A 23,996-nucleotide genomic window follows, 5' to 3' on the forward strand; every position below is an offset into this window, starting at 1 on the left:
ATTTTTCTCAATACCTAGCTAACTAAGTATCTCGACTCAAAACTATTCTATTTAGCCTTTGTTTTAATTTCGCATTTTTTACTCGTTTCCAAGTAAAAATATACACTGTCAATTCAATAAATCAATGAACTTTTTACTCCGCCTCAGCTTTAATAAAAACCTCAACTTCGTTTGTTAGATGTAAAGGAATCGAACCTTTATTTATTTACCAATCATCTTGTTTTTAAGATCATTTAACACTTGTTGTGTTAGCGGCTGCAAAGATAGAAACTTTTTTGTTTCTGCCAAAATAAATTTAAAGTTTTTTTAAAAATTTATTTTTGCTAACCGCTTAGCTTATTTAAGAAGGCAAAGATAAAAAGTCTTTCTTTATCTCACAACCCCTAAACTAAACTATTTCGCTTTTTAATGAACTTACAAAGACTTGCGTCGTTTGCGGGTGCAAATGTAGAACCTTTATTCTATTGCGCAAACTTTTTATAGGCTTTTTTTTATTTTATTTTTTAATGAAATACTAATGGCTTGCTAACAAGTGGTTTAACCACCCAAAGTTTTTTGAAAATTTTATCCAGGCTTACTAAAATGGAAGTTTACTTAATTATACTCGGATTCTATAGGCTTATTCTTATAGCAAAAATTCAAGTTTAAATAATACCCCCCCTTCCTCCTATTTAAGCTGACTCAATTATTAATAGGTAACGAGAATAATTCAGCGAAAGCGATGGGGAAAGAATTGGTCTTTTAAAAAGATACATTTACAACCCTAATACATTTTAAAAGACAGTTTTGACTTCTTCTTACAAAATTAAACGACACGTTAATGAATTAAATCTATTTTTAACATAATTAACATTTAATCTGTTAAAAAAAGAAGTTTTAACATTTTGTTCTATCAATTTTTGTACATTAGAATTGGCTAATTCAAATAAAACAAGAAATATGAAAACTAAAATGAAAGTGATTTCATCACTTCTGTTTTTTTTCATGAGTACATTAATTATGGCTCAAGAAAAAACAGTTACTGGAACGGTAACCGATGAAACAGGTATGCCTCTACCTGGTGTAAACGTATTAATTGAAGGCACTACACAAGGAACACAGACTGATTTCGATGGAAATTATAGTATTAGTGCTTCTTCAGAATCAACCTTAGTATTTAGCTATGTGGGAATGGTGACCACTAAAGAAATGGTAGGGAACAAATCTACTATAGATGTAATTTTGAAAGCTGACGCTTCAGAGTTAGATGAAGTAGTAGTGACCGCTTTAGGTATTGAGCGTGAAAAGAAATCATTAGGTTATGCTACCCAAGAAGTTAGTGGTAACGAGGTTTCTGATGTACCCCAATCAAACTTTGTGAACTCGCTTCAAGGTAAAGTTGCCGGTTTACAAGTCAATCCTTCAGGTACTATGGGGGGATCGTCTAATACTGTTATTCGAGGAAATGCTTCTTTAACAGGAAATAATCAAGCCCTATACGTAATCGATGGTATCATTATAGATAATAGTAATAATAATACTACCGATCAGCAAGGAGGTCGAGGAGGATACGACTACGGTAATGCTGCAACAGATATTAACCCCGAGGATATTGCCTCTATTAACGTTCTAAAAGGAGCTGCAGCAACTGCGCTTTACGGATCAAGAGCCGCCAATGGTGCTATTATTATTGAAACTAAGAAGGGACAAAAGCGTAAAGGTATAGGGGTAAGTGTTTCATCAACGGTAATGGTTTCTGAAGTAAATGATGAGACTTTACCGGAGTATCAAAATGAGTATGGTGCTGGTTACGGTCCCTATTATTCTGATAGGATCGGGACCGATGTAAACGGCGATGCTATTTACTGGGAAGACCAGCCCGGTTCTCAACCTTGGGATCCTTATTTTACCAACGTAGATTCAAATGGTAATGGTGTTTATAACACTTTGTACACGCCGTTTACTGAAGATGCCTCGTATGGAGCAGCATTTAATCCTAATATAATGGTAAATCAATGGAACTCTATCTATCCGTCTTTACCTACTTTTGGGCAAGCAACACCATGGTTGCCAGGTAAAAATGACCCAAATTCAATTTGGGAAACGGGAATGACTACCATCAATTCTTTTGCATTAGATGGCGGAAGCGACACAGGAACGTTTCGCTTAAGCGTTACTAACTTTGATCAAGAGGGTGTTTTACCAAATAGTAAAATAAAAAGGAATACAATTAAGTTTAGCGGCCAGCAGGATCTTACTGAAAAATTTAAGGCAGGTGCTACCTTTAATTATGTAAAAACAGATGGTAAAGGAAGATATGGTACGGGTTATGATGCTGAAAACCCGATGCAGCAGTTTAGGCAATGGTGGCAGACAAACGTTGACTTAAAAGAACAAAAAGAAGCTTATTTATTAACGCGTCAAAATATTACTTGGAATCCAAGAAGTAGAACTGATTTAAGACCTATTTATTCGGACAACCCATACTGGACCCGTTATGAAAATTACCAAACCGATAATCGTCACAGATACTTTGGTAATTTCAATTTAAACTATGAGCTTAATGATGTTTTTAGTGTATTAGGAAGATTTACTTTTGACACCTACAATGAAATCCGTGAAGAACGAAGAAATGTAGGAAGTTCTGGAGTATCTGGTTACTCTAAATATTTAAATTCACAATCTGAATACAATTATGACATCATACTATCTTTTAATAAAGATTTAAGCGATGATTTAAATCTAGAGGGTATTGCAGGTTGGAATTTAAGACGTCAAGATTGGAATAGTATTTCGCAATCTACCAATGGCGGTCTTCGCGTTCCTGGTTTATATAGTTTAAGTAATACGGTATCTAACTTATTAGCACCAACCGAATACGAAGCCACAAAAATGGTAGATGGATTATATGCTCGTGCAAGTTTAGGGTATTTAAATACTTATTTTATTGAAGGTACACTTAGAAGGGATCGTTCTTCTTCGCTTCCGGCTGATAATAATTCTTATTACTATCCTTCTATCTCAACCAGCATTTTACTTTCAAATATAATTGAAGAAGATTGGTTGTCTTTTGCCAAATTTAGAGCAAACTATGCAGAGGTTTCTAATGATACCGATCCGCAGAGAATAATCCAGACTTTAGCTTTGCTTGATCCGTTTGGGGGAGCCGCTGTAGCTAGTAATGTTAACCTACTGCGTAATCCTGATTTGAAACCAGAACGATTAAAGGCTTATGAGTTTGGTCTAGAAGCTAATTTCCTCAAAAACCGACTTGGATTTGATGTAACATATTATAACAATACTACTGAAGATCTAATTACCCCTGTTTCGATTTCAAATGCGACTGGTTTCTCTGAAACGATTAGAAATGCAGGTTCTTTAGAAAATAAAGGGTTTGAAGTGCAAATGCGTCTTAACCCAATAAAAATGGAAGATTTCAGTTGGAATATGACAGTAAATTGGGCGCGTAACAGAAGTGAAGTGATATCTTTAGAGGAAGGATTGGATAATTTACCTTTGGCAAGTTTACAAGGAGGAATAACAATAGATGCCAGCCCAGGGCAGCCATACGGAGCCATACGAGGTACCGATTATGTTTACAATGAAAATGGCCAGCGTGTTGTAGGTTCTAACGGGTATTATTTAACTACCGATAGCAACAACAATATCATTGGTAATATTCAACCAGATTGGACTGGTGGTATTCAAAACACTTTTAAATACAAGAACTTAAGTTTAGGGTTTTTAATTGATATACAAAAAGGTGGTGATATCTTCTCTCTTGATACTTGGTACGGTTATGCTACAGGTTTGTATAAAAACACAACTGGCTTAAATGACCTTGGAAATCCGTTAAGAGATCCAGTAACCAATGATGCAGATAGCGGTGGTTTAATTCTACCTGGAGTAACCGAAGATGGTCAACCCAACACCACCCGCGCTAGTTTTAACACGTATGCAAATCCATACGGATATGCTCGTGCGGCTAATAAAGATCACGTTTACGATGCTTCTTTTGTTAAACTACGTGAAGTAAACTTAACATATAGATTTAATGACAATCTCTTAGAAAAAACATTTATTAATACCGCTTCAATTTCTTTGATAGGTAGAAATTTATGGATAATCGATAAGAATATACCGTTTTCTGATCCAGAAGCTGGGTTAAGCTCAGGAAATGTACAAGGTTACCAATCTGGTGCTTATCCTGCCGTACGTGAGTTTGGTGCAAGTCTTAAATTAACCTTTTAAATTATGACAATGAAAAAATATATCATACCCCTATTCTCACTATTGCTGTTAATTACTGCATGTAGTGATGATAAATACGAGCGATTGAATGAAGATCCTAAAAATCCGGAAAGCGTTCCGGCAGGATTTCTATTTAGCAATGCAACAAAAAGTTTGTCTGATCAAAATGCAAACTTAAATGTAAATACTAATATATTCAGGTTCATAAGTCAGTACCTAACCGCTACGACTTATTTAGATGAACCGAATTATGAATTGAGAGAAAGAAATATACCTCAAAACCATTGGTCCGTTTTATATAGAAATGTATTACGTGATCTAAAAGATGCGAAAGAAATCGTGCTTGAGAACGAAGACTTATTAACGCAAGAAGAAGTTGATGCACGAGCTGCACAAATTACCGTTATTGAAGTGTATACCTGGCAGTTTCTGGTTGATACCTTTGGCGATATCCCCTATACCGAGGCATTAGCTAAAGACAATTATCTGCCAAAATACGATGATGCGGCTGAAATTTATGAAGACTTAATAATGCAGTTAATTGCCATAAATAGTGATTTTGCAGGCCAAGGATTCTCAAGCCAAGATTTAATTTATGGTGGAGATATGGCTAAATGGCAAAAGTTTAGCAACTCCCTCTTATTACGATTGGGAGCCCGATTAATTAATGTTAACGCTACTTTAGCTAATGATGCTATACAAGCAGCAACCACTAATGGAGTAATGACATCTAACGATGACAATGCTTTGTTTTATTATTTAGATTCACCACCAAACACCAACCCAATTTGGGAAGATGTGATACAAAGCGGTCGTAATGATTATGTGGCCGCCAATACGATAGTTGACTATATGAATACTTTAAATGATCCGCGCCGAATGGCTTATTTTGACGACAACCTTAGCGGATATATTGGCGGAATATACGGTGCAGAAAGTCCATACGGCTCGCATACTCATCTCAGTGATAAAATGACGGATCCATCTCACCCAGGCATTCTAATGGACTATGCCGAAGTAGAATTCCTTTTGGCTCAAGCTGCCGCTGAAGGTGTAGGTGGAGTAAGTAATGCCGCTTCGCATTATGAAAACGGAATTACGGCTAGCATAACTTACTGGACAGGAGATTCATCTTTAGCAACCACCTATCTGGCCCAGCCAGGCATAAGCTATAATGCCGCCAATTGGAAAGAGTTGGTAGGTAAACAATTCTGGATTGCAATGTTTGATAACCCAATGCAAGGTTGGTATGTTTGGAGAAAATTAAACAATCCAGCCTTAAACACAGCAGCTCAATCGGGTAACCCAGTACCTTTACGATATACTTATCCTATCAATGAGCAGAACTTAAACGCTGCCAATTATGAAGCTGGTTCTGCAGCTATTGGAGGTGATGACCAACAAACACCCTTATTTTGGGATGAAGATTAATTTGATAACAATAGCCGGTCCGTTCCACTAGACTATATATTGTTAGGAAACCCGAGCGAATGCTCGGGTTTTTTAATTTTTATAAACTATTATTCCTAATTAGATTGATCTTTATTCAATTAGAAATTCTTTTTGATGTTCAATACATTAATTTCTAAAGCAGCCGGTTGTTTCTTTAGAATACCCCTTTGGAAAGAACGTTGTAAAATATGCTCGATATAATAATCCTCTTTTACCTTAGAAGGGTCATACTCCTCCTTTAGTGAAATATTAAACATGCTAGCGGTAGTATTGTACCAAAAGGCACGCCAACCACTTTTTAGATTTTTTACAATGTCAAAGGTAGTTTTACCTGTTTGCCTATACATTAATTTAACTAAGATCTGTCCTTCAGTTTTAGTAAGATTTTTAAGTTCTTGAGTAAACTCCTCTTCGATATACCGTTGAATTATTTTAGTGTAACGCCGTTTATCTGCCTTTCGTTCAAGATTTTCGAGCCGTTTATTTAATGTCTGTAAACGTTCGGCAGCTAGTGTAGCATAAGGCCATACCTTTCTAGTTTTTCGTTTTAAAATTAAATATTCCCTGCGCTCTAATCTACTCTTGAATTTCATTGGGCTAAGCAACACAACCTCATCTAATTCAACAGGATCCACTATCGTACTATCATTTTCTACCAAATATTTTAATTTAACTCCATTATTCTCATTCGAGGGTTGTGTGTTTACCTTCTGAGAAAAACCTAGAACAGGAATGATAAAAGAGAATGTAAAAATTAAAAACTTGTGCACGATTTTTATTTTAAAATTATCGAAAACCGTACCAAAAGTAAGGTACAAATCGCCAAATGAAAAATTTATTGTGTACATTCGTGAATCAAAAAAAATAAATTTCTATGCTTGAAGATTCACTATTAAACAAGTCATCATTAAATTTTCTTGAAAGCTATTTAAATAATGCTGCTCCCACAGGATATGAATGGGAGGGTCAAAAGCTTTGGATGAACTACCTAAAACCTTACGTGGATAGTTTCATCACAGATACTTACGGAACTGCAGTAGGAGTTATAAACCCAGATGCACCTTTTAAAGTTGTTATCGAAGGACATGCTGATGAAATTTCTTGGTATGTAAATTATATAAACGAAGACGGACTGATTCACGTAATTAGAAATGGAGGAAGTGACCACATGATTGCTGCATCTAAACGAGTTAATATTCATACTAAAAATGGAATCGTTAAAGGCGTATTTGGCTGGCCAGCCATTCACACAAGAGATAAAAGCAATGAAGAACACCCTAAATTAGAAAACATTACCATTGATGTAGGTTGCACAACCAAAGAAGAAGTAGAAAAACTTGGTGTGCATGTAGGTTGCGTTATCACCTATCCTGATGAATTTTTTATCTTAAACGAAAATAAATTTGTGTGTCGTGCACTAGATAATAGGATGGGCGGTTTTATGATTGCTGAAGTAGCAAGGCTTTTAAAAGAAAACAAAGTTGAGTTACCATTTGGTCTTTATATAACCAATTCTGTACAAGAAGAGATTGGTTTGAGAGGTGCTGAAATGATTACCCAGCGAATAAAACCAAATGTCGCGATTGTTACAGATGTTACCCACGACACCACAACCCCAATGATTGACAAAAAGAAAGAGGGCGAAACAAAAATAGGCGATGGCCCAGTAATAAGTTATGCTCCCGCTGTTCAAAATAAACTAAGAGAAATGATTATTGACACTGCAACAGAGAAAAACATTCCTTTTCAACGTGCGGCAGTTAGCAGAGCTACTGGTACCGATACGGATGCCTTTGCTTATAGTAATGGCGGTGTGGCTTCTGCTTTGATTTCTTTACCCCTTCGCTATATGCATACCACTGTTGAAATGGTTCACAGGGATGATGTAGAAAACGTGATCAAACTGATTTACGAAAGTTTATTAAAAATTAAAAACGGAGAAACTTTTAACTACTTTGATTAAATCTTTATAGTTATCGTTTTAAAACAAGGGCCTTTGAATTTTCAACAGCCCTTGTTTTTTTTTAAATAAAAATTCACTATTTATTAAGTAGCTCCTTAGATTATCTTTTTTAAATTTAGAAAAGAAAAGTTAGAATGCAGCTAGATATAAATCGCCTACAGCAATTGGATAGTTCTCCAAAAGAATTCGCCGCCTTAGCTAATTTAATTTATATAAAGGATAAAGAACTAACCATTGAAAGGCATAAGCATGGTAGAGGGTTTTATTACACAGATAACCAAAAAAGAAAAATAAAAGCTAGAAAGCAAATTGAACGCTTTAAAAAGCTACGTATTCCGCCTGGTTGGCAAGAGGTTAAAATATCGCCTTTAGAAAACGGTCATTTACAAGCCGTAGGAAGAGATACTAAACAAAGAAAAGTGTATAAGTATCATCCTATATGGTCTAAATTTAAAAATCAGACCAAATTTTTTAAAATGCTTGCTTTCGGCAAAAAACTACCTATCATACGTAAGCGTTTAGAAAAAGATTTGAGTAGGCCAGGGATGCCAAAAGAAAAGGTATTAGCCATTGTCATTAAGCTGCTAGAAGAAACCCATATACGGGTGGGGAACCAATATTACGCCAAAAAAAATAAAACTTACGGTTTATCTACTTTGCGCAGTAAACATATTTCTAGAAAGGAGGATGAAATGTCTATCGATTTCATCGGGAAAAAGGGGAAAAAACATCATATAGTTGTAGATGACCCCGAACTTATGCGATTGATTAATAAATGTGAAGAAATACCCGGTTGGGAGTTGTTTAGCTATTACGATAAAAATGGTGACAAAGAAACCATTGATAGCGGTTTGATTAATAATTACATACAATCTAGTTGCGGAGAATTTTACTCGGCAAAAGACTTTAGGACGTGGGGAGCTAGTTGTATTTTTTATGAATATTTAGTAGACCTCCCTAAAACCGAGGATCAAAAAGTAATTGAAAAGAATATTCTTAAGGCATACGATGAAACCGCAAAGAATTTGGGGAACACAAGAGAAGTTTGTAAAAAGTACTACGTACACCCAATACTACCTCAACAATATAGAAAGGGCGCTTTAAATGAAATTGATAACGTTTCAGAAAATAAATACTTATCACCTACAGAGTGTCAAATTTTAAAATTAGTTGAGAGCTATGAGTTAAATATTCCTAAAAAAGAAAGTTCGTGCGCAAAAAATTAAATGCCTATTAAAAAACCATCTCAAATAAGAGATGGTTTTTTAATTATATTTAGGGTTTTAATTTTTTTTACTACTCAAATATTGTAAAATATTTTTTTCAATTCTTTGTGTTAAATTTTCAACAGGCTCTTTCCTAAATTTTTCGCCAGTAATTTTTTCATATAGCTCTATATAGCGTGTTGAGACAAGTTCACAAAATGAATCACTCATTTCGGGTAAATTTTGACCTGGCTTACCTTGAAAATTGTTTTCAATTAACCATTCTCGAACAAACTCCTTAGATAATTGTTTTTGTTTTTGATTGTTCTTTTGCCTCTCCTCATAACCGTCAGCGTAAAAGTAGCGTGAAGAATCGGGTGTATGTATTTCATCGATTAATACAATTTCTCCCGATTTTGTTTTTCCGAATTCATATTTAGTATCTACTAAAATCAATCCGCGTGAAGCGGCAATCTCAGACCCTCGTTGAAAAAGCGCATAAGTATATTTTTCTAATTGTAAATAATCTTCTTCGCTTACTATACCCTTTTGAATGATATTTTCTCGCGAGATATCTACGTCATGATCCCCTTGCTCTGCTTTGGTGGCTGGCGTGATTATGGGTTCAGGTAATTTGTCATTCTCTCTTAGCCCCTCTGGAAGAGCAACACCACATAAAATTCTATTTCCTGCCTTGTACTCTCTAGCGGCGTGGCCGGCCAAATAGCCACGAATAACCATTTCTACCTTAAAAGGCTCACAACTTTTCCCTATAGCTACGTTAGGATCTGGCGTTGCTTTTAGCCAATTGGGTACAATATCTGCAGTGTCTTGCATCATTTTTGTTGCAATCTGGTTTAGTATTTGACCTTTATAAGGAATGCCTTTAGGTAATATGACATCAAAAGCACTCAACCTATCGGTTGCAATCATGACTAATAAATCATTTTCTAAAAAATATACCTCGCGTACTTTCCCTTTATAATGGTTTTTTTGACCAGGGAATTTGAACTGAGTTTGAATTAAGGTATTTGTCATTTTTTATTCTGGAGTTTCTATTTTTTTATAGGCTGCGATTACTTCTTTTACCAATTTATGTCTTATTACATCTTTATCGTCAAGAAATACCATACCAATTCCTTTAATATCTTTAAGTACCAAAAGGGCTTCTTTTAAGCCAGAGGTAACGCGCGGCGGAAGATCTATTTGACCTGGATCGCCTGTAATCATGAATTTAGCGTTTTTGCCCATTCGTGTTAAAAACATCTTCATTTGGGCGTGGGTTGTGTTTTGTGCTTCATCAAGAATTACAAAAGCATCGTCAAGAGTTCTACCACGCATAAACGCCATGGGGGCTATTTGGATAGTTCCTTTCTCAATAAAAGATTCAAGCTTTTCATGCGGAATCATATCGCGTAAGCCATCATAAAGTGGCTGCATATAAGGATCTAATTTCTCTTTCAAATCACCTGGCAAGAATCCTAAATTTTCTCCCGCTTCAACTGCGGGTCGGGTTAAAATTATTCTTTTAACTTGTCTTTCTTTTAGTGCTTTTACAGCTAGTGCAACGCCGGTGTATGTTTTACCTGTACCGGCAGGACCAACTGCGAATACCAGATCATTCTTTTGGCAGAGCTCAACCAGTTTACGCTGGTTTGCCGTTTGGGCCTTAATTAACCTGCCCCCTACGCCGTGAACTAAAATATCTGAACTGGAAAGACTTGTCTCGTAATCTTCTTTTTTATCACTTGTGAGAATACGCTCAATCCCGTTTTCATCAAGTTTATTATACTTAGCAAAATGCTCTAACAGCATATGAAGACGCTTATCAAATTCTATTAATCGTTCTTCATCTCCAAATGCTTTAATTTTATTTCCTCGAGCAACAATTTTAAGTTTCGGAAAATAGCGTTTTAACAATTGTATGTTACTATTTTGAGACCCGAAAAATTCTTTTGGGCTTATCTCTTGTAATTCTATTTCAACTTCGTTCAAATGGGCGTGTATTTATTGGTCTTTTATAATTAAATTCGCATCACAAATTTAAGCAAAAACTAAATAAAGTTTAGCATTTAAAGATTAACTTTTATGCCCATTATTACGCTTACGACAGACTTTGGAATTAAAGACCCCTCTATTGGGGCTATAAAGGGTTCTATTTTTAGTGAGCTTGGTGATGTTAATATTGTTGATATAAGCCATGAGGTATCTCCTTTTCATACTTTAGAGGCGGCTTATATTATCAAAAATGCTTATCACACTTTTCCAAAAGGCAGCATTCATATTATTGGGGTAGATTCAGAAATCACACCAGAAAACAAACATTTAGCCATTGCTTTAGATGATCATTATTTTATTTGTGCAGACAATGGTATCCTTTCGTTAATCGCATCAGAAATTAATCCACAAAAAATTGTAGAAATCAATATCCACGATGCAGTCGAAACCACTTTTCCGGTTTTAGATATATTTGTAAAAGTAGCTTCTCATATTGCACGAGGTGGTACGCTAGAGGTTATTGGAAAACAGATTACAGCAATTAAACAACTAAAAGCGATAAAGCCTCAAATAAATGATGCTCAAAATCAAATACAAGGTCACGTTATATATATAGACAACTATGGCAATGTGGTAACCAATGTAACGCGTAACACCATTCAGCAAATAGGAAAAGGGCGTGATTTTGTAATAAGTGCGCGAACCACACGTTTTACAAAAATATACGATACATATAGCCACGCTATAAATTTTAATGAGACTAAAGAAATTCGAGAAGAAGAAGGTAAAAAAATGGCTATTTTTAATACGGCCAATTTTTTAGAAATTGCAATTTACAAAAGTAACCCAAATACAGTAGGTAGTGCCTCGACTCTACTAGGGCTAAAATTATTAGATACCATAACTATAAATTTTGATTAATGATTGTAAGAATAGTTAAATTGTCATTTAAACCAGAAGCCATACAGGGCTTTCTATCTCTTTTTGAAGATTATAAAATGAAAATTAGAGGATTTGAAGGTTGCCAATTCTTAGAGCTTTATCAAGACAAAAAACAAGACAACATTTTTTTCACCTATAGCTATTGGGATGATCAAGAGGCTTTAGACCGCTATCGCCATTCAGAAATATTTAAATTAATTTGGCCAGCAACTAAAGCAGGTTTCAATGCCAAACCAGAGGCTTGGTCACTAAATAAACTTTATACTTTAGATTAATGAGAGCTATTTACTTAAAAGAACTGCAATCTTTTTTTGCTAACCTCACTGGCTATTTGGTGATTGGTCTATTTTTAACACTAAACGGTTTATTTTTGTGGGTCTTTAACACAGGATACAATATACTTGATTTCGGTTTTGCCAACCTCACTCCGTTTTTTACTATTGCTCCTTGGATTTTTATATTTCTAATTCCTGCGGTAAGTATGCGTAGCTTTTCTGAAGAAAAAAAGCAGGGTACACTAGAGCTATTACTAACTAAGCCAATTTCTCACAATCAATTAGTATGGGGTAAATATTTAGGCGTTTTAACCATAAGTTTAATGGCTATTTTACCTACCACGCTTTACGTATTTAGCATTTATCAATTAGGTAAAACACCAGGAAATGCTGATTTTGGTGCACTTTTCACTAGTTATATTGGTTTAATTTTATTGAGTGCCACCTATGCTGCCATAAGTTTATTCTGCTCAAGTATTTCAAAAAATCAAATTATCGCATTTATGGCTTCTGTACTGTTGTTATTTATTTTCTTTTTTGGCCTAGATAATTTAGAAAGCATTAATCTCCTAGGAAACCAACAGTATGACTTTTCTTATCTTGGCATTAATTATCACTATAAAAGTATAAGTCGTGGCGTAATAGACACTCGCGATCTAATTTATTTTTTTAGTATTATAGCTTTATTTATTTTTTTAACCAAAAATCAAATCCGTAAAGAAATTGCTTAGTATGCTTAAACAACTAAAACCATTGCTCCTCTTTATATTGGGTATTGTTTTAATCAACATTTTGGGAAACTTTTTCTTTTACCGATTTGATTTCACCTTTACACAGCAGTACACCTTATCAAACAACACCAAAAACATAATTGCTGATGTTACAGAACCTGTTGCTATAAGCGTATTTTTGAAAGGAGATTTTCCTGGTGAATTTAAAAGGCTTCAATTGGAAACCCAGTATTTGCTAGAAGAGTTTGCCGCCTTGAATAAAAATGTCAAATTTCAATTTATCAATCCCCTTAATCAAGAGGAAGATGCTCAACAAGTAGCTCAGAGATTTTACCAATCAGGAATGACGCCAGAATCGCTCAATATAAGAGAAAATGGCAAGTTAACAGAGCGGCTTATGTTTCCTTGGGCTGTTGCCGAATTAAATGGCAAACAAGTAAAAATTCCGCTTTTAAAAAAGAATATTACTAGCAACAATGAAGAGATAGTAAACCTTTCTATTGCAAATCTTGAATATAATTTTACCAGTGCGCTAAACCAGTTGATATACGAAAAGACCAAAAAAATTGCGGTAATGCGCGGAAATGGAGAATTGGCAGATCCTTATATAGCCGATTTTGTAAATTCGCTAAAAGAGTTTTACTATATAGCTCCTTTTACTTTAGATTCTACTGCCTTAAATCCTGTTAAGACATTAAAACAACTTGAAGGGTTTGACTTGGTAATTGAAGCTAAACCTAGTATGGCTTTCACAGAAAAAGAAAAATTTGTTTTAGACCAGTACCTAATGCAAGGCGGTAAAATGCTTTGGCTGACAGAAGGCGTTATAATAGAAAAGGATAGTTTATTTAGCAATCAAGAAAACACTGCTCTTGCGATGCCAAAAAACTTGAATTTACAAGATTATTTTTTTAGCTACGGTATACGAATTAATCCAAGCTTGGTACAAGACCTTGTATCGGCACCATTGATTTTGGCGCAGGGTGAAGGCAACAACACTCAGTTTAAACCAATACCTTGGTATTATTCGCCCTTAGCAATAAGCACAAATAACCATCCTATAATCAAAAATATTGAGGCGGTAAAACTCGAGTTTTCTAGCCCCATAGACACACTTGAAAGAAAGGGATTAAAAAAAACCATTTTATTACACAGCTCACCGAAAACTAAATTAGAACAAGTACCAAGTTTACTTAATTTACAGGAACTCATAAGTCAAACTGAAGTTAAAGGTTTCAATCAAGGCACCAAGAATATAGGTGTTTTAATAGAAGGAAAATTTAAATCGGTTTATGACAAAAGAATTAAACCGGTAGATTATAAAGACTATAGAGAAAGAAGTGATTCAACTCAAATGGTGGTTATAGCCGATGGGGATATTGTTAAAAATGAATTTGGTAAAAATGGCCCTATTGAATTGGGTTTTGACCGATTTACAGGAACCACTTATGGAAACAAGTCGCTTTTGATAAATGCGGTAAACTATATGTTAGATGACAAAGGTCTTTTGGCACTTCGTAGTAAAGATGTAAAATTGGCTTTCTTAAATACAGAAAAAGTTGCACAAGAACGTTTAACTTGGCAACTTTTAAATTTAGGCTTACCGCTACTAATATTAATAATAGCTGCAGCTCTTTACTATAATCTTAGAAAGAGAAAGTATGCTCGCTAAAATATTTACAAAGCGTTGATTCTTGAAATTAAGCCGTGTGCTTTAGTTTCAATTTCTTTGCTAACTTCTTTAAGGTGTTTACCCTTATGCTCTACATCTCTTTGGTTAATTTTTGTGATCATAGCATTGAAATCGCTAACGGCATCTGCAATAATAGCATCTGTTTCTTTTGCGTCTTCCTCTGGATGAGCTATTTGATATATGATAGCGGTTTCAATAATATCACTCATCACATAATTTAAATCTTTCTTCAAGTTTCTTTTACTTGCCATAGCATTATAAATTTAAATGTCAAAATTAGACTATTTAAACGTGTAAAAAAAGAATTCTAGTTAATTTTAAATACTTACGTGAAGAACAGTGGCTTGTTTGGTAGAAATGGAAACTTCTTTCTTTAATTGATATGGAACAAGGACGCTCTGCCCAGCCTGAACCCTTAGCGTATTTTGTTTATTTTTAATTATTATTTGTCCTTCAATAACAATTAAAATAACAAACGAATTTCTTATTTCAACAGAAAAGTCTGTTGTATCCAACAAATTAAGTTTTTGAGTAGTAAAAAATATATTTTCAACCAATCTAATTGGTTGATTAATTTTGTCTTTATAAGATATTTTATAATGAATAGGGAAAGAAAAATCAATAGCATCTATTGCCAAATCTGTATGTAATTCACGCTTATTCCCATCAATGTCAACACGATCCCAATCGTAAACGCGATAAGTCACATCGCTGGTTTGTTGTATTTCGGCTAATAAAGTTCCCTTACCTATAGCGTGAATTAATCCAGGGCTTATAAAAAAAACATCCCCGGGATTAACCGGCTCTTTTTTTAAAATTGAAGCTAATTTACCTTGATTTAATGCTTTTAAATAGTTCTCTTTGGTACAAGATTGTTTAAAACCTGTAATTAAATGGGCATCATCATCAGTTTTTACTACATACCACATTTCAGTTTTACCAAAACTGTTATGGCGTTTTTGCGCTAAATAATCGTCGGGATGTAGTTGCACCGATAAATTCTCGCTAGCGTCTATAAACTTAATTAAAAGCGGAAAAGTATTTCCAAATTTCTCAAAGATTTTAGGCCCTACTAATTCTCCTTTATAATTTTGTAAAAGAGCGTTTAAAGTTTGACCTTCAAATGGTCCTTGAGCAACCACAGAAGAATCACCTTCTACATCACTTATTTCCCAGCTTTCTCCTATTTTATCAAAATCAGCTTGCTTATTAAACTCCTCTATAAGTCGATTCCCTCCCCATAACTTTTGCTTTAAGATAGGGTTGAATAAAAGCGGGGTTAGTTTAGCTTTCTTTTCCTTCATATTTTACAAAATTCCTGGGTGTTTCGTATAAGGTAATAGCGAGCTTTAAATCTTCATCTAAATATGGTCGCAGATAATTATAAATAACAATGGCAATGTTTTCTGCTGTAGGATTTAGGTCCTTAAATTCTGGAACTTCCAAATTGAGGTTTTTATGATCTAAAACGTCTTCAACCTTTTCTTTAATTAATTGCTTTAATAGCCCTAAATCAATAACAAAACCAGTGATTGGATCTACCGGTCCAGTTACTTGAACTTCCAGCTCATAATTATGACCGTGATATAGCGGATTGCTACACTTACCAAATACGGCTTTATTTTTTTCATCGCTCCATTCTTTATTAAAAAGCCTATGAGCCGCATTAAAATGTGCTTTCCTACAAACGCTAACCATATTATTTTGAAATATATTGATAATACTTTTCGAAAATAATTTTAAACCAAGCGGTATAAATATGGGGATTGGCTTCGATGTCTTTTTTCAAAAAATCTAAAGTAACCCATTTCCAAGATGCTACCTCTTCTTCGTTAATTTGAGGTACATCATTATAATGCCCAATTAAGATATAGTCAAATTCATGTTCTGTTAAACCATTGTCAAACGGGGCCTTATATATAAAAGAAGTAACTTCTTTTAAGGGCGTTGTAAAACCCATTTCTTCTTGCAGTCGCCTTTCGCCGGCCTGCGTATTGGTTTCGCCTGGCTTTTGATGACTACAGCAAGTATTGGTCCATAACCCTGGGGAATGATATTTACCTAAGGCACGTTGTTGAATCATCACTTCATTTTTGTCGTTAAAGACAAAAACCGAGAATGCTCTATGCAACAGAGCCTTTTCGTGAGCTTCAATTTTTTCCATCAAACCGATTTGCTCATCCTTCTCGTTTACCAAAATCACTTGTTCTTCCATAGTTATCAAAAATACAAAAGTATTTGAGATAAACTAAATTATAATGGCGGTTTAGCCCTTTTTTAGAACCTGTTTTGCCCTTGAATTCCAACCACGAAAGCACCTTGTATACCCGCTTCACGAACAACCAACTTATATTGATCTGCTTCCTCTCTAGTTTTAAATAACTTAGAGAAATATCTTCGTAGCCCATCGGGATAAACATGGTTAAATACACCAGAAACTTCATTAAAACCAACCAAAGGATTGTTTTTATTTACGGCTGCGATTTGAACGGTATAATAAATCTCATTACCAGTAAAATCGTAAGTTGTAGTGAGCTCCTTATTTTCTGCTTTGTCTTTTATTTGCTGACTTTCTTGCTGACGTTTACTGATATTTTTTCTTAAAATCTCTGGGGTTTCATTATCATTTAATATGATAAATTCTGACCTACGATTTAATTGATGTTCTTGTTCTGAGCAAGGTATGTTGTTTTCACAATGATTAATTAATTGTGTTTCGCCATAACCCTTTCCTGATATTCGTCCTGAAGATATACCTTGTTTGCGAAGGTATGATACGGTTGCTTTTGCTCTTTTTTCTGATAACAACATATTGTAGGCATCTCCTGCTCTACTGTCGGTATGCGATCGGATATCAATTTTCATCTCAGGATACTTTTTAAGTACTGCAACGATTTTTTGTAATTCCACCTCAGCATCTGCTCTTATCTGACTATCATCTAAATCAAAATAAATAGGGTCGAGTTGCAGCAGACTTCTTAAATCATCTCCTTTTCCCGCTTTAGTTACGCCCAAGGTTGAATTACCACCTTTCTCTACATTCAATGGAAGATCAAAATTTTTCTCAAATTCAGAACCTGATTTTAAGAGCTTCTCATCTGTTTTGAATTGATTTTTTGAAACTCGTATAATATAACGTGTATCGCAATCAAGAGTAAATTCATAGCCTCCTTCATCATCTGTAACCGTTTCATCTAGGAAAGTTAAATTTTCATCATACAACTCTACTTTCACTCCTGCAATGGGTTGTTGGTTCTCGGTTTGCGTAATTACTCCACTCACATATTGTTGACAGGCGGTTATTAAATCCTCTTTTTGAGTGAAATGATAAATATCATCTTCGCCTAATCCGCCTGGACGGTTACTAGCAAAAAAACCTTTTTTGCTTCCTTCTGTAAATACGAAGCTAAAATCATCTTTTGAACTGTTTACAGGCGCACCAACATTAAAAACTTCGCCAAATGTATCATCCTCTTTCAAAACGGTCACAAATATATCTAGACCTCCTAGACCAATATGCCCATCACTGGCAAAATAAAGCTCATTTTTATCTGAAAAGTATGGGAAGGTTTCCCTGGCTTCTGTATTAATGTGCTCGCCTAAATTTACAGGATCTCCAAAGCCGTCAGCTAAAATTTCGACAAAATAAATATCGGACATTCCTCTAGTACCTGGCATATCTGAAGCGAAAAATAACTTAGTCTCGTCTTTATTCAAGGTAGGATGAGCTACGGAATAGTTATCATTATTAAAGGGTAACTCCTCTGGTGTTCCCCAAGGGGCATCTATACTTTCACGTTCTGATTTATATATTTTTAAAAAATTGATTCCCTCTTCACTTTTTCCGTATTTTTTCTTGTTGTAATTATTTCGGGTAAAATAGAGCGTTAAGCGATCTTTTGTCATACAAGCCGAAGATTCGTGGAATTTTGAATTAATGGTTTCTTCAAATGGGGTTGGCTCGCTCACAATTTGATTATCTTCATTAAGCTTTACAAAATATAAGTCTAAGTAAGGTTGTTTATTCCATTCATGAACCCTTTTTACTGTAGAAGCAACTTCCTTATTGGATGCAAAAATCAACAAACTATCAACCACTTGGGGCGAAAAGTCTGATAACTTTGAATTGATATTAGCCAATTCAATTTCAAATTTTCCAGACTGCAATTCAATTAATTCGAGGTAATTTCGTTCTCCCTTTAAAAGTTCAACCCGCGAATCATTTTCTTTTAATTTTTCAAATTCTAGAAGCACCGAATCCGATTTTTTGTACTGTTCATTACTTTTTAAAGCCATGGCATATCTGAACAAATAACTCTCATCTAGATTTTCTGACTTCAATCCATAGAGCTTTTCATACCAGTTGAGTGCTTGAGTAAGTTCTCCGTTAAAATAATAAGAGTCCCCAAGTTTTTTAAAAAGGTTTTCAGACTCATAGCCCGCTTTTGCCACTTCTAAGTATATTTCTCGAGCATCTATAAAGGCATACCTATCGAACATTTTATCTGCTTCTTTTAACTTATCTTCTTGAGCCAATAATGAGCTTTGAAAGAAGAAGGTGAAAAGAAAAAGTAAGTAAGTGATATTTTGCATTTTCATAACCATTTTTTTAGAAGAATCGTGGCGTTAGCATTTTGTTGTATTTCTTGAATAATTCAAATCTCAAAAAGGCTTCTAAGCTACCATTGTTGTAGGCTGAATATGAAGTTGTTTCCATATCGTAGGCAACACCTATTAACCAGGAGTCTGAAATTTGAAATGCAGCCAGTGCACTTATAGCCGAATCCCAACGGTAAGCGACTCCTAGCGTAAATTTATCATACAACAAGAAGTTTGTAGAAACATCTATTTGCAAGGGAGAGCCCGTTGTAATTTTTGATAGTAAAGTAGGCTTAAATTTTAAATTAGGAGAAACTTGCCAAACATAACCCCCTGTTAGATAAAAAGAAGCCTTTTCTTTTACCAATGTTTTCGAATTAGAATTATTGGATTGATCAAAATGTTCGGTTTCAACCAAATTTGGAACGCTAATTCCAACATAATAATTTTCATCATATAGCATGGCACCTAAACCGAATTGTGGCGAAAACTTCTTATCAATATTTTCGGCAAAGTTGGGATCATTAGGGTCTCTAATTGACAATTTATTAAAATCTACATCGAGTAAATTTGCTCCCAATTGCAAACCGAAGTTAAGCCTCAAACTTCGATTAAGAAAAATACCGTAGCTATAACTTGCTTGAATAGTATTTTCTTGCATTGGCCCTACCTCATCACGCATAATATTTAAGCCTACACTCATAGTCTCATTTATCGGGCTATGACCACTTAAATGCTGTGTGGTTGGAGCTCCTTGTACGCCCAACCATTGTGAACGATGCATTAGAACGGCACTAAGCACATCTCGACTACCAGCATAGGCCGGGTTAAAGCTAAGCGGATTGTACATATATTGTGTAAATTGCGCGTCTTGCTGTGCATTACTAAATGGTACAACAAGCACCATACTTATGATTAAAAGAAAAATATTCTTGTTCATACTACTTTATTAATTGATGTACAAATAACCGTCTAAATCTCGCTCTTGATTATTACTGTCTTTATACTTTAAGGTATAAAAGTAAGTTCCTGAAGGTAATTTTTCATCCTTATTAAGGGTGGCTCTGCCCTGACTAAAGCCGGTAAAAAACTTATTGTCTTGTCCATAACCTTTCGCTTCATAGACCAACACTCCCCAACGATTAAACACCTTCAATTCATTATCAGGATAACGTTCGATACCCTGAATAATAAGTACGTCATTTTTACCATCGCCATTAGGAGAAATAGCATTGTATACGTGTAAAGGTTCTAGATGATAACCGTTTTTCTCGAAAATTGGTGCATGTTTTAGTAATGTAAAACTACTAGGATTACTCCCCTCTGTTTGATACGAATAGGAGGGAAAATTAGGACTATCTACATCTATATAAGACAATATTTGTCCTGTAAATATCTCTTCTTCCCATTCTCCTTGACTATCTGTTTGTACTTGAATCATATTTCCTTGACCATCGGTGATTTGTACCGGAATGTTTGGAATACCTGGTTCGTTGATATCTTGGGTTCCGTTACCGTTTACATCCAAGTAAACAATCCCTCCAAAAACTTCAACTTCATTACCCGTGGTGTAAAATCCGTCAGGCACTTCACTGGTAGTATTGTTTGCCACTACTACGGTAAGCGTCGGGTTTGTTCCTTGGGTTTGTACCGCACCAGCAGGAAAATCTGGATCTGTAGTTTGAATTTCGCTACGGGTTATACCCTCTGGTAGGCTAACACTCCAATTTCCGGCAGCATCGGTAACCAAGGTTTGTTGTATACCCAATGCATCGGTTATTTCTACATCAATATTAGGCAAGTCGGGTTCGCCGGCATCTTGTGTGCCATTATTATTTGAATCCTCATACAAATGACCTTGAAGCATTCCAAATTGGGTATTAGGCACAAAGAAACCATCTGGCACTTCGCTTGTAGAAGTATTTTGTACCACTACAGTTATTGTTGGATTTGATCCCTCGGTCTGAACCACATTCGCAGGCATATCTGGATCGGTTAAGACTATATCTGAAGTGGTTAAACCTTCTGGCACCGTTACCTTCCAATCTCCATTAGCATCTGTAGTAATTACTTGTATTATACCATTCACATCTATGATTTGCACATCTACATTAGGTAAATTAGGTTCTCCAGTATCCTGAGTTGCATTATTATTACTATCAAAATAAATATGCCCTGTTAACTCGCCGAGAGGTAAGTTTGAATCTGTAAAGCCATCGGGAGTCTCAGCTGTTACGGTATTGGCTACTACGTTAGTTGTTGTAGGATCAGTACCTTGGGTTTGCACAAAACCAGGTGGTAAGTCGGCATTGTTAATGTTTGAGGTCGCAGTCCCTGCATTTACCACTACCAACCAATCTCCATTGGCGTCGGTAACCGTATTATAAGTTAAGTTTGCTGCATCTTGAACGATAATTCCAACATTTGAAAAATCGGGTTCACCACTATCCTGGGTTCCGTTACCATTTACATCGTGATATACATGACCTTGTAAAGTTCCTGTTGCTTGATTTGTAAATGAAAAACCATCGGGTGTTTCGCTTATCGTATTATTGGCAGTAACAGCGGTGACGCTAGGGTCTGTACCTTCGGTTTGAATTGCACCAGCAGGGAAATCAGGGTCACTTCTATCAATAGCCGATTGTGTATTACCGGCTGGCACGTTTACACTCCAATCTCCCGTAGTATTGGTGGTTACCACTTGAATTATTCCTTGCGAATCGGTTATTACCACATCTACATAACTTAAATCGGGCTCACCGGCATCTTGAGTTCCGTTTCCGTTGCTATCAAAATATAGATGCCCCTGTAGCGTACCTAAATTTTGAGCTGGCAGATAAAATCCGTCTGGAATTTCATTCAAAACATTATTCGCTGTAACGGCGGTAGTGGTAGGATTCGTACCTTGGGTTTGAACGGCTCCTACTAAAAAATCTGGATCGTTAACATCTATTAAAGAAGTTGTACTTCCCACTGGAGTGGTAATAGACCAATCTCCAGTTGTATTAGTAGTTACCACCGTAGTATTACCCAAGCTATTGGTTATCTGAACATCTACATTGGGTAGATTAGGTTCTCCCCCATCTTGAACACCGTTATTATTTTGGTCGTGGTACAAGTGGCCTAGCAGTGTGCCCTCCGCAAAGAAACCATCATTGGTATTGGGTCCGTCATCGCTTGTAATTTGACCTGTCACAATAGTGCTTGTTGTAGGATCTGTTCCTTCGGTTTGCACCACCCCGTTTGGCAAATCACTATTCTCAATATCTGACACTGCAGTACCTGCTGGCAAATTAACAGACCAGTCTCCGTTTCCATCAGTGGTAATTACTTGAGTTGTATTAAACACATCGGTAATATTTACCCTAAGGTTTGCAATACCTGTTTCTTGATTGTCTTGGGTACCGTTACCATTGGCATCAAAGTAAACTCTACCCTCTAAGGTACCTACTTCATAAAATCCATCATTTACTGTAGTCCCATCATCGCTTACCACTGTATTCAAAGTAACAAAACTTGTGGTAGGATTGGTTCCTTCTGTCTGTATAGCACCAGTAGGAAAATCGGGATCATTTACATCTATAAAAGCGGTAGTATTCCCAATAGGAACCATAGCACTCCAATTTCCAGCGGCATCTGTAACCACAACCAGGTTAGTACCTAAAGAAGTTGTAATGTTTACATCTACATTTGCCAAATCTGGTTCTGTAGGGTCTTGACTTCCATTTCCATTTTTATCAAGATAAGCATGCCCCTCTAGTGTACCTGATTCAAAAAAACCATCATTTAACACTCCATCATCGCTAACCGTTTGATTGTTCACCACCATGGTTGTAGTAGGATTAGTTCCTTCGGTTTGTACCGCTCCTGTGGGGAAATCGGTATCATTAACATCTATAGTAGAGGTAGCATTTCCTGCTGGCAAAATAACCGACCAGTTTCCGTTTGCATCAGTAATTAAGGCATGAGTAATTCCCAAAGCATCAACAACGTTCACATCGATATTGGCTAAATCTGGTTCACTTGTGTCTTGTGTTCCGTTACCGTTTACATCTAAATAAAGATGCCCTTCTAATATACCTTGTTCATAAAAACCATCATTTTCGGTAAAAGTATTGGTATTATTGATTACCGTAAAAGGTGTAGGATCTGTTCCTTCGGTTTGTATAGCCCCTGTGGGGAAGTCGGGGTCGTTATCATCTATATCAATACTTACGTTTACAGCTGCAACCGTAGCTAGCCAGTCTCCATTGGCATCTGTACTCACACTGGTAACTTGCCCAAAAGTATCGGTAATGTTTATGGTTACATTAGGCATATCGGGTTCGCCTGAATCTTGCGATCCATTACCATTTACATCAAAATATAAATGACCATTTATTTGACCTTCAAAATAAAAACCATCATTATCGGTAAAATTATCGACATTGGCAACAGCATTAATGGTTTGAGGATTGGTACCTTCTGTTTGAATATATCCCGGAGGTAAATCAGTATTATCAATAGCAATAGTGGTTGGCCCCGGTTCTATAACCGCTATCCAATCGCCATTGGCATCGGTTGAAACAGCTTGAGAAATAGTTACCCCAAAAATTAAAACATCTACATTAGGGATACCATTCTCAAACGGATCTTGGGTACCATTATTATTAGCATCTCGATAAATTCTACCCGATACCGTGGTAGTGGCAAATATGCTGTTGTTTCCTAAAATAATAGCGTCTATGCTAAAAATTGACGGCGGTTGTTGTTGCTGAGAGTAAGTAAAATCAAAAACAAATAAGAAAAAGAGTAAAAACAGAACTCGTAAAAACACCTTCATACAGAAAGAAAATTTATTGGTTAGGTTTAATAAAAGCTTATCCACTAAAGTAAAGAAGAATAAAATTATAATTTGGGGTAAAGGTA

At 35.6% G+C, this 23,996-nt stretch carries 18 protein-coding genes; 8 read left to right on the forward strand and 10 right to left on the reverse strand.

All coding sequences use genetic code 11. The annotated features are described in order from the left end of the window. The first annotated feature begins 939 nt into the window (after positions 1-939). Together FT993_RS00165 and FT993_RS00170 are read left to right on the forward strand one after the other, a co-directional pair. Positions 940-4,230: a SusC/RagA family TonB-linked outer membrane protein gene (locus FT993_RS00165; RefSeq protein ID WP_147860524.1), complete on the forward strand. Its 3,291-nt coding sequence runs from the start codon at positions 940-942 to the stop codon at positions 4,228-4,230. A 9-nt stretch (positions 4,231-4,239) separates the two neighbouring features. Then, positions 4,240-5,661 (forward strand): SusD/RagB family nutrient-binding outer membrane lipoprotein, encoded by a 1,422-nt coding sequence (locus FT993_RS00170; RefSeq protein ID WP_147860525.1) that lies wholly within the window; start codon positions 4,240-4,242, stop codon positions 5,659-5,661. Positions 5,662-5,780: 119 nt separating this feature from the next. Here the strand turns inward: FT993_RS00170 and FT993_RS00175 are convergent, their stop codons facing one another. After that, complete coding sequence (locus FT993_RS00175) at positions 5,781-6,452, reverse strand: DUF4294 domain-containing protein (RefSeq protein WP_255504369.1); 672 nt, start codon at positions 6,450-6,452, stop codon at positions 5,781-5,783. A gap of 104 nt (positions 6,453-6,556) precedes the next feature. Between FT993_RS00175 and FT993_RS00180 the strand changes: the two genes are divergently transcribed. Together FT993_RS00180 and FT993_RS00185 are read left to right on the forward strand one after the other, a co-directional pair. Then, positions 6,557-7,645: a M42 family metallopeptidase gene (locus tag FT993_RS00180; protein WP_147860527.1), complete on the forward strand. Its 1,089-nt coding sequence runs from the start codon at positions 6,557-6,559 to the stop codon at positions 7,643-7,645. Between the two features lie 134 nt (positions 7,646-7,779). Next, positions 7,780-8,871, forward strand: coding sequence for a DNA topoisomerase IB (locus tag FT993_RS00185; protein ID WP_147860528.1), 1,092 nt, complete (start codon positions 7,780-7,782; stop codon positions 8,869-8,871). A gap of 57 nt (positions 8,872-8,928) precedes the next feature. Here FT993_RS00185 and FT993_RS00190 read toward each other — a convergent pair whose 3' ends face one another. Then, entirely contained in the window at positions 8,929-9,888 is a 960-nt protein-coding gene (locus tag FT993_RS00190; protein ID WP_147860529.1) for a phosphoribosylaminoimidazolesuccinocarboxamide synthase, read from the reverse strand. Between the two features lie 3 nt (positions 9,889-9,891). Continuing rightward, positions 9,892-10,845: a PhoH family protein gene (locus FT993_RS00195; protein WP_147860530.1), complete on the reverse strand. Its 954-nt coding sequence runs from the start codon at positions 10,843-10,845 to the stop codon at positions 9,892-9,894. Between the two features lie 93 nt (positions 10,846-10,938). Here FT993_RS00195 and FT993_RS00200 point away from each other — a divergent pair, with 93 nt between their 5' ends. From FT993_RS00200 to gldG, 4 genes are read left to right on the forward strand one after another with little or no spacing between them, the layout of a single operon-like run. After that, the gene (locus FT993_RS00200) at positions 10,939-11,769 is read left to right on the forward strand and encodes an S-adenosyl-l-methionine hydroxide adenosyltransferase family protein (protein ID WP_147860531.1); all 831 of its coding nucleotides are present in this window, start codon (positions 10,939-10,941) and stop codon (positions 11,767-11,769) included. Further along, complete coding sequence (locus tag FT993_RS00205) at positions 11,769-12,065, forward strand: putative quinol monooxygenase (protein WP_147860532.1); 297 nt, start codon at positions 11,769-11,771, stop codon at positions 12,063-12,065. Before FT993_RS00200 ends, FT993_RS00205 begins: the two co-directional genes overlap by 1 nt. Next, positions 12,065-12,796, forward strand: a complete 732-nt coding sequence (gene gldF / locus FT993_RS00210; protein ID WP_147860533.1) for a gliding motility-associated ABC transporter permease subunit GldF — start codon at positions 12,065-12,067, stop codon at positions 12,794-12,796. Before FT993_RS00205 ends, gldF begins: the two co-directional genes overlap by 1 nt. A 1-nt stretch (position 12,797) precedes the next feature. Further along, entirely contained in the window at positions 12,798-14,468 is a 1,671-nt protein-coding gene (gldG, locus tag FT993_RS00215; RefSeq protein ID WP_147860534.1) for a gliding motility-associated ABC transporter substrate-binding protein GldG, read from the forward strand. Positions 14,469-14,473: 5 nt separating this feature from the next. Here gldG and FT993_RS00220 read toward each other — a convergent pair whose 3' ends face one another. From FT993_RS00220 to FT993_RS00250, 7 genes are all read right to left on the reverse strand, one after another. Then, positions 14,474-14,740 carry a hypothetical protein gene (locus FT993_RS00220; RefSeq protein WP_147860535.1) on the reverse strand — a complete coding sequence of 89 codons (267 nt, stop codon included), beginning with the start codon at positions 14,738-14,740 and terminating at the stop codon, positions 14,474-14,476. A gap of 66 nt (positions 14,741-14,806) precedes the next feature. Continuing rightward, the gene (locus FT993_RS00225; protein WP_147860536.1) at positions 14,807-15,793 is read right to left on the reverse strand and encodes a type I phosphomannose isomerase catalytic subunit; all 987 of its coding nucleotides are present in this window, start codon (positions 15,791-15,793) and stop codon (positions 14,807-14,809) included. Continuing rightward, complete coding sequence (locus FT993_RS00230; protein ID WP_147860537.1) at positions 15,774-16,187, reverse strand: 6-carboxytetrahydropterin synthase; 414 nt, start codon at positions 16,185-16,187, stop codon at positions 15,774-15,776. The genes FT993_RS00225 and FT993_RS00230 overlap by 20 nt, the downstream gene beginning before the upstream one ends. A gap of 1 nt (position 16,188) precedes the next feature. Continuing rightward, positions 16,189-16,704, reverse strand: a complete 516-nt coding sequence (gene idi / locus FT993_RS00235) for an isopentenyl-diphosphate Delta-isomerase (RefSeq protein WP_147860538.1) — start codon at positions 16,702-16,704, stop codon at positions 16,189-16,191. A 62-nt stretch (positions 16,705-16,766) separates the two neighbouring features. Beyond that, complete coding sequence (locus tag FT993_RS00240; protein WP_147860539.1) at positions 16,767-19,088, reverse strand: OmpA family protein; 2,322 nt, start codon at positions 19,086-19,088, stop codon at positions 16,767-16,769. A gap of 10 nt (positions 19,089-19,098) precedes the next feature. Next, complete coding sequence (locus tag FT993_RS00245; protein ID WP_147860540.1) at positions 19,099-20,028, reverse strand: type IX secretion system membrane protein PorP/SprF; 930 nt, start codon at positions 20,026-20,028, stop codon at positions 19,099-19,101. A gap of 9 nt (positions 20,029-20,037) precedes the next feature. Next, a complete protein-coding gene (locus FT993_RS00250) occupies positions 20,038-23,910 on the reverse strand; it encodes an SdrD B-like domain-containing protein (protein ID WP_147860541.1) in 3,873 nt (1,290 codons plus the stop codon). Positions 23,911-23,996: the final 86 nt, after the last annotated feature.

It is taken from the genome of Mesonia sp. HuA40 (assembly GCF_008017835.1).
GTDB lineage: Bacteria > Bacteroidota > Bacteroidia > Flavobacteriales > Flavobacteriaceae > Mesonia.